Genomic DNA, 11,923 nt, shown 5'->3' with positions numbered 1-11,923 from the left:
TCGCTAAACCACGACGTTCCTGCTCAAGAATCCCCAGGACTGGCTGGGAACGGTCCCGTCCGCACTGCTGTTCCCAAAACTGTAACAGCTCCAGCGGTGGGAGCCTTCAGGCTCAAGATAAGCCCCTCGGCGCTCTCGGGCACCCGGAACTCCACTCCTTCCTTCCTCTCTCCCAGGTGCTGACAGCCAAAGATACTGGAAACCACGCCCATCCCTTGGCCACCTTTCCCCAACCAGTTCACCTGCACCCCGAGCCAGGTCTGGTCATTGCTGCAACGATAAGCGGTTTCTACCCACAAAAACTTGGTACCCGGTTTCAGCAAAAACACCCAACTCTGCTGATTTCCCGAACCGAGGTCCAAGGAGTTTCCCTCCGAGGGAAGCCTGGGAGATGAGCCGCTAGGGTCCAACCGCGGACCGTAGCTGACCTCCGGAGAAATCCTGTAGAGCACAGCCCCACCCACCCGCTCCACCTCTCTGCCATGCACACTGAGAAGTTCCCCCACAGCCGGCATCCAGCGTAAACTCCCATCTTGCACAACCGCGTGCGTTATCGCCCGCGCTCGAAAAACCTCCATGACGTCAGGCAAATCCTTCGCCCGCAGTAAGGAATGCCAAAAGGACGAATTGTACCAGCTCGCCGACAAGCCTGCTGGCTTCAGATCAACACCAACAAACCCACCAAAATAGGCCACGCGCCCTTCCGGAGCCAGTGCACTCACAACTTTGTTCAACACCTTCGCACCTACGCTCATCCTCACCAGCTCCTCAGCTTTATTTTTCGAAATGGCAGCACGAACGTCGAAACCCGAAAGTTGCCAAGACGCTCCGGGTGCAAACCACAAGTTCATTCCCATTAAAACCCAACTAAAACCCGAGACAACACTACGGGTCAAGGGCATCTCTGCACGAAAAGCCTCAGCAACCACAATTGTAAATACCCCCAAAATAGGAAAGAGATAACGAATATACTGCGTCCCGGCCGACACACCAACAACAAATAGTACAGTCACAATAAACGCCAGCGCTCCTCTCCGCGACCGATAACGCCAAAGAGACCACAACGCCGCAAAAACGAACGTAAGGAACTGAAACCCAAAGACGCCATTCTGGCCCTCAAGGTATCTCCCAGAGTAGAACGTGTACCGGTACAACAAATCCCATGAAAGCCCACCAGGAAATAGTGTATTGGCGAAATTCTTATCCGAAACGAATAGCGGAGAGCGAAACATCGCATTGAAGAATGGAAATACCGGGTTTCCCGTCGCAATCCATGCGTAGAGATATGGATGAACACCAGGGAGAAGAAATCCAACACTTGCGCCAAGGTCTACTATCGCCCTTCGGCTTTGGGAAAATATTAAAACGAAAGCAATGACCATCACCGGAACTACGAAAAAGATAGCCGTTGCTTTGGTTGCTAGCGCGGCACTGCAAATAAGTGCAACTACTCGAACTCGTTCACTAATTTGCATATCAAAGTAGCCAAGCACCAGGGTGATTGCTGCAACGAAAAACATGGCGAGAGCGTTTTCCACAAAAAGTGTTACGTTGACGAGGAAGGCAAGTGGAATGGTGCAAAACAGTGCCGTCAGCATATAAGCCCCGTCACCCTTGCAAACCGCTCTTAGGGCGCGGTGAAGAAGCCACACGGTCAGCGTAAAAAAAGCGAAATTCAGGAGGCGGGCAGCTTTTTCACCGGCAAAGAGAAAAGCAACCGTGAACAGGGAATCGGCACCCAGTGGCATAACGGCAAAGGCAAAGTTAGCGGCGTCGAAGGACCAGGAGCCGTGGTAATATACATAGCTGGGAATGAATAAATGCATTGCGAGTGCGTCATGCCCCCGCTCAGGAAGCGCCGCCACCGCTGCGTGGACCAAAAGGATCCCGCCGATGATCCATGGCCATCGCCCTTCCGCGGCTTGTGTACTGGCGTTGTTTTGCCAACGAGCCTTCAAACCGTGGCAAAGCTCCTTAAGACGTTTGATCTGAAGGAAGCCTATGAACAAGCCCAGCGCTCCGTAAAAAAGAGGGCTGTTTATCGGAAAGTGCAACAACGCCGACACCGTGATAGCAAGTATCCCAAAGCCATAAACCGCAACGACGGGAAACCAATCAACAGGGAGCCTATCCCTAGCTGACGGCCAAAGAAGGTCACCGAGGGCCCAAGCTCCCACGACAATGCCGCCGACGCTCAAAACAGCTCCCGCGCCGAACAAGACGATTGCCCCCACGAGGCAACTTACCCAGGGCAACCACCCCTGAGCTCCGGCCATGAACCGACACGCTAGCGCCAAAGCCAAAACGGGTATTTCCAGCGCAGCCAGGCTCGCTAGGCCTTCTGGCCGCCAGGTAGCCTGCCGGAAAAGGCCAGCTTGAGTAAACCCAACACAAGTCACTACTCCACCCACCAACAACGCGAGAACGAAGAAAATCTCCTTCGGGCTTTTTTCCTCGGACGAGTGCTTAGTCATTGGGTATTCTCCCCTTGGCGTATGCTTTAAGGCGCCGCGCCACCTCCCTGCCCACACGGTCGGCTAGTGCCATAACGAGAAGCGTATGAGGCTTGGCGGGCAGTTCTGGGAGGGCTGCGGCATCCGCGACCCACACCCCGGGCAACCCCGCCACCTCACCCGAGGGAAGCGCCTCATGAGGCTGCGGGGAGGAGCGGAGGGGAACGGTACCGGCATAATGGATATCGCTACCCGGAGGGGCGACGCGAAAGCTCTTCGGAAGAAGCCAGGCGCCACACGAAAAGAACGCCCGTCTCAATGCCTTATGGGTTTTTCTGGCAATGGCGGGAAACTCAGCGCTATACCCCCCGGAGATCCGCAAGCTACCATCCCCGCAAAGCTCCATCTCATGACGGCTGAAGACGCTCGGAAAAAAACAATTCCCCACGAGCATAGCGGGCAAGAAGTAACGGAAAAGCCGACGGGAAGTTGGTAGAAAAAGGGGCGACCGCAGCAAAAACTCACTCGGCGGCAACCCAGAAGTGCTAAAGAGATTCCCAAAGGCGTAGAGCTTAGGATCGAAAGATAACTTAAACGCTAACTGCGAAAGACCGAAGCTTTCTTGCCTCGTCGGACACCCCAGAAGGTTCGGTATCAGGAGGGCAAAGGCCGCTACCGGAGAAGAGAGAAGACGGATAGGAATGCCGACGAGCCGCAGGGCTTTGAGCACCAGAAAACCAGTGCCTACAGCACCGCAGGCGAGCACCACCGCAGGTGCCCGCAACGCCACAGGGGCTCTGTTTTCGAGGTTTCGCCCCCGCACCTCCCACTCTTCACCCACCCTCATCAGCTCTTCTACCAGGACGCGCGGAACGTAGCGAAAGTTCTCGTGCTTTTCAAGCTCTTCGAGGTCGAAGGCAGCGTTGTAAATAGCTTTTCGGCTGCAGCCATAAAGGCACAAACCGCAAAGATTACACGGAAGCCTGTCGCCTTTTGGTTCCGTAAGGACAGCGTTGCGGCCCCTCCCTAACACGAAAGCACCAAAAATTTTTTTCTGTCGTTGGTATCGGGATAGCAGAACCTGTGCCGGCAGCTCCAGAGGGGGAGGAGGCTGGAGATGGAATCCGCTGCCGAAAAACTCCCCAAGGTCGTCGGCAACCTCCCCATGGACGCCAATTCTCTTGGTTACCGCCTGGAGCCCCCGGCGGACCTCGCCATAAGGAACGGGGAGCGCCGCCAGCTCTGCTTGGGTAAACCCCGCGACCCCAGCCCCCCAAGCGTTGGAGAGGCCTCCCCTTGCCAGGGACCCAAAGAGCTTAAAGTCCTCTACCGCCACCGGGAAACGATCCGTAAAACCGGCGAAGGTAGGAGCTAGGCCCGGTACCCGCAGTTTTGGAGAGACGTCGCCTGCCTGCTTGAGAGCGTAAAAGTTGGCTCCGAGAAAAAAGCGCCAGTGACTTTGTTGGTCGGTGCGAAGTTCGAAATACGAGCCTTCACCCTGTGGAAGCGGAACGGCTGTACCTCCATCCACCAAAAGCACCTTTGCCCCGGCCTTCACCAGCGGCCAAGCTGCGGATACACCAGCGGGCCCGGAACCCACAACGATGACCTGAGCGGTCAACGGACCCTCCGAGAGTTCGTCAATGCGAGGCAAAACCTCGTGGCCAAATATGCAGCACGCTTAAACGCTTCCAATGCGAGAGCGAAAAGCATCTCCAGGGTCACCGCCCAGCGATGCCGAGCTTTAGTTACGACAAGGTGCTGGAAAAGCGCTGGGTGGCATTCTCCCACGCGCAGGGCCACCTCCAGGCGCGTTCTCCATGGTGCGAGGTTCGCCAGGTGACGAGAGGCCAAATCCAAAAGAGGCAAAAGCCTCCAACCCGGTCCAACCCACCACGGTTTGCCCAAGGGCTTCCCGCCCAGGGCTTCTTCCACGCCCCGAACGTAAACTCGCAAGAAGAAAACAGGGGGGCGGGTCGAAAAAATATACCGCAAAAGAAAGAAGCCTTCCAGCAAGAGTTGTCGGCGTCGACCTGATCCGCTGGGATGAAGCCCGTCAACAGGGTCGCGGAGAGAAACTTCCAGCTGCGTATGGCATGACGCAGAAGCAGTTCCAGACTCACGCAAGGAGCGAAGGCGTCGTTCCATGTCACCCAAGCGTGGAAAGAAAGCGCCTGCTAATCTAAGCACCGCAAGAAAAGGACCGGTAGGTACCGGGATTGGGATTAAGCACCGGCGCAGGCGGTACCGAGCCATCATTTGAAGCACCCGGGAAAACGCCACCGGCGGGCCAGCGAGGGGGTAAACCCCGGGCCTTGGGACCAGTTCTGGTCTCCGGAGAACTTTCGCCAACTCCTCGACGGTGCGTCCCCCAATGTCGGGTACAAGCCCGAGCGGTGCGCGAGGCAGCACCGAAAGTTTGAGGATAGCTTCTACCAGCTCCTCCACGTGAATAAGGCGTACCATCAAAGGAGGAAAAAACCATGGGTACGCCGGTGATTTTTGCAAGAATTGTAAAAGCTGCGCGTAAAGGCCTCCAGGTCGGCTGCCACCGTACACGAGCCCGGGGCGCACGACGACATGCCCACGCGGGAGCAGTTCACGCTCGATGGCCCACTTGACTCGGCCATAGCGCCTTGGCGCCTTTGGCGAGGCGCTCAGGCTCGAAACAAAGATAAACCGGGCGCCAACCTTCTCCGCCGCCGAGGCCAACGCCTTGGCTGCCTCTACCTCCTCCTCTTCGCTTCTCTCTCTACCTTCAACATCCGCGGCAAGGTGCACCACAGCCTGGGTGTCTTCGGGAAGCTCCGGCGGCGCCCCTCGCAAGTCGTAGGCCATCCAGACGCCCACAGGCACGCTTACCGGTTTCCGGGAGAGGGCTAAAACTCGACAACCTTTCTCGACCGCAGCGGCAACCAGCGCTGACCCTATGTACCCGTTGGCACCGGTAATCGCGACAAAACCCCCGGACCTTCTCCCGGGTTCATGAGGCGATCTCACCTCACCTCCCTTTCTGTACCCTCAGCACCACAACCATGTGGAGTGCAAGTAATTGCCGCAGGGGGGCGACCAGCTTTTCCGCAAATCGCAAAACTGGAACCAAAACTCCTGGAACGACTTGTTTAAAATTACATCCCCCCGAAAGCAAATAGCGAAGCCAGTTGGTAAGCGGCTCCCAGTGCACGAACTCCAACTGCGGGTAGCGTGACACAAACTCTGCCCTGTCACGGAAAAACACCACGAACGCCAAAGCCTGATTAGCGTTTGCCATCACGCCGGCGCCGGGAGTGCTCCATTTTTCTTGACGCTTATCGAAACCCTCACTGGCGAACAATCTCGGATAGATAAAAGCCGCCAGGGGTCCAAAAAAAGGCTCAATCAAGATAACTCCACCTCCCGGGCGAACCACACGCGTTACCTCTTCTAGAAACCTTTCAGGAGACGGCAGATGATGAAAAACGTTCTGGCCGAAGAGCACACGCACGCTTCTATCCGTAAAGGGAAGAGTCATAGCGCTCGCCACACAGTCGAGGTGCGGGGCAAATACAATATCGGTGGCAACAACGTCCGGAAACGTTTCGCACATGGGCCATGAGCCAGCTCCGAGCTCGACCCGCAGACCTGGTGTTGTGCCAAAGAATCGTTGATCCAAAACGTGGCACAACTCGTGAATTTCTTCAATGACCCGGCGAAACATCACCTTGGAACAGACGATGTTCCGATGAACGACCATACGCCGGGGATCTTCAGGGTCTTGAGGAAGCTCAGGATGACGCAACATTCTGGTGAGAAAGCTCGTCACTGCAGCCTTCCCCTTTCTATACGCTCCCGAGCTTGGAAAAGCCTTTGGATCAGCGGATAAAGGGCCTGATCCGGCTCATTGGCGATGTCATAAGCGAGAAACGCCAAAATGAGTTGTAACCCCATGAGAATCGGAAGGGTGGCCAGCATCACGGTCCCGGCAGTGGCCGGCTCACCTGTCTCCAGGGACGTTCGCCACGCCACAGCGCCGAATCCTACTCCAAAAAAGAAAAGCAGTAAACCGAAAACGATCTCAAGAGAAGCGAGGGAAAAGTCTCGGAGAAAATAGTTATAAATTATTCGCTTGCTCATGTTGATCATATGTTTGATGAAGAACTCGGGTATGCTTTTCCATATTGATAGGTTACTCGTTTCGCTGCCGTAACTAGCCGGCATTGGAATATCTAGGACCTTAGCCCGGACTGTATTCAAACGAAACAAGACATCCGATTCGAAGAAGAACCTGCGGCTCAACTTCGAAAGAGGCAGCTGCCGCAGAACGGCAGCGTGAATCGCGGTAAAGCCATTGGTGGGGTCGAAGATGTGCCAATAGCCGGTGGATAGTTTCGAAAGGAACGAGAGCAAGGCGTTTCCTATCAATCGAGCGAATGGCATCGTCCTGGTATCTTCGACGTTGTGAAAGCGGTTCCCCTTGGTGTAATCAGCGTGACCCTCCAGAATCGGCGCCACCAGGGCTGGGATGAGGACAGGGTCCATTTGGCCGTCGCCATCGAGCTTGACAATAACCTCAGCGCCGGATTCGAGAGCCTTGAGATACCCTGTTACAGTTGCACCGCCAACGCCTTGGTTCCGTTGGTGGAAGATGACGTCCACTCTGGAGTCACGAGCCGCCTCTGCCACCAGGGCGCCACTGCCCTCCGGGCAGGCGTCGTCCACCACGAAGATTCGCTCAACCTCGGGCCCAATGCGCGCGATAACGGAAAGGATGTGAGCCCGGACCCTGTAACAGGGAATGACCACCGCTAACCGAGGCGCTCGCCCGGAACTCGGCATTCTACCGGCCACCACATTGCGGATTATACCAGCGCAAAGGTGTCGGGCAGGAAAGTTCTCACCACGGGAAGAGTTCCGCCGCCCACAGCCAGAGAGAGTTGGCAGAAAGAGCCCACAGCCACTTTTAGCGGTTGGAGCGCTTCGGGAAAATTCGCGCGGCGTTACCACGGTCCCGACCGCGTTTCCGCCTGAGCATTTACCAGGCACCTGACGAGCTAAGCCACAAAAAATGACCGCCCTCAATTCCCAACGACGCGTTCGCGCTTTCTGCCAGGGTGGCGAAGGCCTTGCGTTTTCCAAGCGTTCCTGGTTTTCTCCCTTGTTGCCCCGAGGCAACCCCAGCACGAAAGCCGCGCGTAGAACCTGCCTTTAAGCCGTGCCGCCCGTCGCGCTTACGCCTCCCCAGGAACTGCGCCGCAGCCCTCGGCCGCAGGTTTGCGGCGCATCCAGAAACTGCACGCCTTAATCCATGGAAGAAACGGAAACAGCTTCCTGATTCGTTCTTCGTTTTCCATGGTCAGAAGTCGAGTAGCCAGAAGAGCCTCATAGGCTTCGTTGAACATAAGAAAGGCCAGAAGCAGGTACTGCTCGTTGTAGAAGATTCTCAGCTCCTTAAGCCAGGGCTCGGGGTACTCCCATGGGAGAAAAATATCATGAAAATGAACCAAGACCCCCGGCTTGAGGCGGGGCAACACCTCGAACACGATGAAATTTACATCCGAGCCCGTGGCGCACACGTGGCTCGAGTCGACAAAGAGGATATCGTTTGCCTCGAGCCTTTCGAAATTGCTCAGGGGCACGTCCTGAACCGGCCGCTCCCAAAGCCTGAAAACCCCTGGGCAGTTACGCAAAAAAGGTCGCGGGTAGGGATCTACGGCCTCGACTCTCGTCGTCCCGTTCATGGCCGCTGCCTTCACCGCCACCAGGGTGGAGTAGCCAGCCCCAACCTCCAAAACTCTCCGTGGCTTAAACTCGCGGATCATGCAGTGATAGATCACCGCTTCCACCGGTCCAAAGGCGTTATTCTTCCAAAAGTAGCCTGACTCCGCTTCTTCCGGGGTGGTGCTCATCTCCTCCCCCCAGTGGGCGATCCGTTCCAAAAGCTCCCACTGGGGGGCCGTAGGAAGGCGAAAGGCTGGGGTGAGGTCGAAACGATGGCGCCAAACCCAGGGAGGAATGGCGTCAACGCGAGGTACAGGGGACTCGTAGGTGACGGGAACGAGAGAAAACCCAAGTTTTTGGGTTCCGTAAAAAAACTTTCGTGATCGCTCCTCCCGCGCAAAGGCGAGCTTTCCCACGAGACTTTGAAGCGACCAAAGCAGCGAGAGAAGCTCTTGCTCTGGCAGCGTCCTCTCGAGCTCTTGGGCAAAACCTTCCCACTGTTTCGCGGTCAAAAGGAGCGCGTCGAGCGCGGTTTCTTCCTTCGGGCTTACCGGGGGGGCCGCCGCGGTGATCTGATTCACACCTTCGGCAAGCGCCGCAACTTGCCGCTCCAACGTATCCAGGCGGCGCAAAATGCTTCGCAGCACCGGCAGGTTCCAAATGACAGCCTTCACCTTTGACATCGCGTCCCTCCAGCACGCATTCTAAACAACGACGGTCTCTCCAATGCTCAGACTTTTGGTAGCCCTGGTTATTTTCGCCGCCGGAACGAGAAATCGGCGTGCTTCCCAAGGCCTCGAGACCAGGGCCAAAGATCCCTCAACCCAAAGGGAACCCTCAAGCTTTGGTTCCCCCGGGAAGGGCTAACGACTCCTCCGAAATAACCGATTCCCACGAGGGCTGTTCCCCAAGCCATTGGCGTTCGAGCTGAAGGTACCTCTCTTGGGCCCACGAAGCATGGCGAACAAAGCAGGCTTCCAGCTTGTCCGACCACCCTTCCGGGATGGCCGCCACCAATCGTGCCCTCGCCCGTTCATCCAGCGGCACCTGGGTCCGCGCCCCGAAGCTCGAATTGACCCTCGATTCGCTAAGAAATTGTGCCGGTCCGTCCTCGTAGGCAAGGCCCAAAAAGGCTAGCACAGCACGCATGACCCGCCGGGGCTGAAGCACCATCGCGCGGTGCGGCACCGTGATCATTTTGTCGCCCAGCTCCCGGGCCTTGGCGAGACCGGTGTCCACATAGAACGCCCAGGTCTTGCAGGCCTCGGCAGCATCGCTTGCCCACGGCTCTGCGAACCCGGAGCCGAGCATCGATCGCACAACGGCCCTTCCGTCCCTGACCACCTGAACGAACTTTGCCTTGGGAAACCCAACCGCAAGTTGATCGGCAACGAGAACGTTTTCCGGTGACTGGTCTACCCACCTCTTTGCGCCCGCAGCGCCTTTGAAAAGGCTCGCAAAGCCCAAACACGCCGCCTGGTAAAACTCCCCGCGCGTGACCTGGAACCGCTGCACGAACCCCTTCTCGACTCGCGAAGACACCTCCCAGGCCTTCTCGATCGCCCCACTGGAAAAAAGGGAGTAGAGGAAATTGGACTCGGAGTCAGTCAACAGGGCGCTGTGCTGGGCTAGGGCCCAAGCGAGAGCACTGGTGCCCGAGGTCGGGCACCCAACCACGAAGACGAGCTCGGCGTCGTTGGATACTGGCGGCAAACACCGAAGCCTCTGGGCGTTGACCTTCTCCCGTTCTTCTTCCATGGCTCCAAGTCCCCCAGCACCCGGAGGCGATTTTATGCTTCCGAGCCCAGAAGCGCAACGAACCGCTGCCTCATGGAGGAAGTTTCCAAACCGGGGTGGTCGCGCCGTCAAAATGCGCTTGAGGGAGGGTGAAACTCCTTCGCGACCGACATTCCGAAGCAGCCGCCGGTCCACCCCGGAAAGGCGGGAAATACCCGGAAAGGTAGAGCTCCACTACTGGTGCTCACGCACAACTGAAAAGAGCCGGCGAGGATGCCGGCACCTCCAGCCCAGGTTTTGCTCTCACCTGCTTTGCCAGGTTGCACTCGACGTGTCTGGCGAAAAATCCTGCTTCGGATCCCGGGCCGAGCAAAAGTATCGGCGCCTCACGGGCCCTCGCGTGGAAAATCGCCGCGGTCTCTCGCATCGGCACGAGATGGGGTCCAGCACCGGAAAATCGCCCCCACCCGTGGCAGTGCCTTGCGCCTTCGAGGAAGCGTGGTCTTGATAGGCCATGCTTGCGATGCCGCTACAATCTCAGCGTGGCGACGCGACGGCGAGACCTGCGGCTGGCGAAGGGGGCGGCGTGTGTGGTTTTCCCGCGGCAGCTGTGGCTTTCCCGGCCACGGGCTACAGTGGCTTTTCTCGTCGCCCGTCACCTCCCGTGGAGCTGGCGGCGCAGGTTGTTGCAAGCTTTCCCTTACCGACGGCCCAATGCACCCGGCACCCACCTAACTCCCGAAAACGACCCGCCATTGGCTGCGGTGCCGCTCCCGCTGCTTGCTCGCTACCCAACAGAGAGCAACCCTTGGGGCAGCGCTGGCGGTGACGGCTCCAACGGAACACCATCGAAGGGAGCCCGCGGACCGGGCGAAGATCCCCTGGTGTCCCTCGTCGTCGTGACTCACAACGGGGCTCGAGTGACGCAACTTTGCCTGAAAAGCCTCTTTGCTTTCACCGCGTATCCGTGCTTCGAAGTCGTGGTGGTGGACAACGGGTCCAGCGATGAGACCATGGAGATCCTCGAGGGCTGGGCCAAACGGGAACCGCGGGTGCGAATCATCCGCAACGCCCAAAACCTCGGCTTCCCGGCAGCGTGCAACCAGGGGGCGCGAGCAGCCCGGGGCGAGATCCTCGTTTTCCTCAACAACGACACGGTCCTGACGCCGGCGTGGCTGGAGCCTCTGGTGGAGGAGCTCTTGCGGAACCCCAAGGTCGGCCTTGTGGGGCCGGTCTCCAACGGGGTCGCCAACCAGGCCCGCGTCCGTTGCCCCGTGCGCTCGTGGGAGGAGCTGCCCCTGTGGGTGGCGTACCGCGCCCGGAAGCATTTTCGCCGCTGGCTGCCTCTTCCCATGGTGGCCCTCTTTTGCGCTGCCATACGGCGGGAGGTCTGGGAGGAGATGGGCGGCCTCGACGAGGACTTCTCCCCTGGCCTTTTCGAGGACGACGACCTTTCCGAGAGGCTGCGGGAAGCCGGGTACGAGCTTCGCTGCCGCCTCGATAGCTTCGTGTACCATTTCCAGGGAGCCTCCTTCTCCAAACTCGGCGACAAAACCTACCTCGAGCTTTACGAGCGCAACCGGCGGCTGTTTTGGGCTAAGCTGAAAAAACGGAGGCGACAGCGGTGAGGGAGAAACTTATTTACGATTCCGAGGAGCGGCGCCACCCCATGGTTGAAAGCGCCCTGGAGCTGCGAGCGTACCCCGACCTTTTGCGCATGCTAGTGGCCATGAGCATCACGACGCGCTACAAGCGCTCCCTCCTCGGGGTTTTTTGGACACTCCTCAACCCCCTTTTGCACATGGTCGTGCTTACCGTGGCGTTTTCGACCCTCTTCGGGGAACGCCTCCCCCGTTACCCCGTGTACGTTCTCTCGGGGCTCATGGTGTTCGAGTTTTTCTCCCAAACCACTACCTATGCGGTCAACCAGCTGGTCTGGGGCTCGCCGCTTCTGGGACGTGTCTTCATTCCTGCGGCGGTGTTCCCCCTCTCCGCCGTCGGCGCAGGGATCGTGAACTTCTTCCTCACCTTGGTTC

General features: G+C 57.9%; 8 protein-coding genes and 1 pseudogene. 2 read left to right on the top strand and 7 right to left on the bottom strand.

Annotated features, from left to right (window positions below; translation table 11 throughout):
* Positions 1-23 precede the first annotated feature (23 nt).
* The 7 genes from ABJK56_RS02685 to ABJK56_RS02655 form a co-directional block, all read right to left on the bottom strand.
* Positions 24-2,474, bottom strand: coding sequence for a hypothetical protein (locus ABJK56_RS02685; RefSeq protein ID WP_347243122.1), 2,451 nt, complete (start codon positions 2,472-2,474; stop codon positions 24-26).
* Positions 2,467-4,074: a GMC oxidoreductase gene (locus ABJK56_RS02680; RefSeq protein ID WP_347243121.1), complete on the bottom strand. Its 1,608-nt coding sequence runs from the start codon at positions 4,072-4,074 to the stop codon at positions 2,467-2,469. The genes ABJK56_RS02685 and ABJK56_RS02680 overlap by 8 nt, the downstream gene beginning before the upstream one ends.
* Positions 4,071-5,453 carry an NAD(P)-dependent oxidoreductase gene (locus tag ABJK56_RS02675; RefSeq protein ID WP_347243120.1) on the bottom strand — a complete coding sequence of 461 codons (1,383 nt, stop codon included), beginning with the start codon at positions 5,451-5,453 and terminating at the stop codon, positions 4,071-4,073. Before ABJK56_RS02675 ends, ABJK56_RS02680 begins: the two co-directional genes overlap by 4 nt.
* A 1-nt stretch (position 5,454) precedes the next feature.
* Complete coding sequence (locus ABJK56_RS02670) at positions 5,455-6,255, bottom strand: methyltransferase domain-containing protein (RefSeq protein ID WP_347243119.1); 801 nt, start codon at positions 6,253-6,255, stop codon at positions 5,455-5,457.
* A complete protein-coding gene (locus ABJK56_RS02665) occupies positions 6,252-7,268 on the bottom strand; it encodes a glycosyltransferase family 2 protein (protein WP_347243118.1) in 1,017 nt (338 codons plus the stop codon). Before ABJK56_RS02665 ends, ABJK56_RS02670 begins: the two co-directional genes overlap by 4 nt.
* 392 nt (positions 7,269-7,660) lie before the next feature.
* Positions 7,661-8,833 carry a class I SAM-dependent methyltransferase gene (locus ABJK56_RS02660; RefSeq protein WP_347243117.1) on the bottom strand — a complete coding sequence of 391 codons (1,173 nt, stop codon included), beginning with the start codon at positions 8,831-8,833 and terminating at the stop codon, positions 7,661-7,663.
* A gap of 154 nt (positions 8,834-8,987) precedes the next feature.
* Complete coding sequence (locus ABJK56_RS02655; RefSeq protein ID WP_347243116.1) at positions 8,988-9,908, bottom strand: sulfotransferase; 921 nt, start codon at positions 9,906-9,908, stop codon at positions 8,988-8,990.
* A 497-nt stretch (positions 9,909-10,405) separates the two neighbouring features.
* On the opposite strand from ABJK56_RS02655, the gene ABJK56_RS02650 reads away from it, so the two are divergent.
* Together ABJK56_RS02650 and ABJK56_RS02645 are read left to right on the top strand one after the other, a co-directional pair.
* Entirely contained in the window at positions 10,406-11,515 is a 1,110-nt protein-coding gene (locus ABJK56_RS02650; RefSeq protein WP_347243115.1) for a glycosyltransferase family 2 protein, read from the top strand.
* A pseudogene (locus ABJK56_RS02645) lies at positions 11,512-11,923 on the top strand (hypothetical protein); the annotation flags it as partial. The gene ABJK56_RS02650 and the pseudogene ABJK56_RS02645, both read left to right, overlap by 4 nt.

Origin of the sequence: Thermogutta sp., from assembly GCF_039793925.1 — a bacterium.
In the GTDB taxonomy this organism is placed as follows: domain Bacteria; phylum Planctomycetota; class Planctomycetia; order Pirellulales; family Thermoguttaceae; genus Thermogutta.
Note: the sequence above shows the minus strand (reverse complement) of the source record. Positions and strands in the feature narration are given on the sequence as shown.

Bases quoted from the DNA above. Each gene is read 5' to 3' on its own strand.
- ABJK56_RS02660 (WP_347243117.1), bottom strand. From the start codon at position 8,833: ATGTCAAAGGTGAAGGCTGTCATTTGGAACCTGCCGGTGCTGCGAAGC.
- ABJK56_RS02685 (WP_347243122.1), bottom strand. From the start codon at position 2,474: ATGACTAAGCACTCGTCCGAGGAAAAAAGCCCGAAGGAGATTTTCTTC.
- ABJK56_RS02665 (WP_347243118.1), bottom strand. From the start codon at position 7,268: ATGCCGAGTTCCGGGCGAGCGCCTCGGTTAGCGGTGGTCATTCCCTGT.
- ABJK56_RS02655 (WP_347243116.1), bottom strand. From the start codon at position 9,908: ATGGAAGAAGAACGGGAGAAGGTCAACGCCCAGAGGCTTCGGTGTTTG.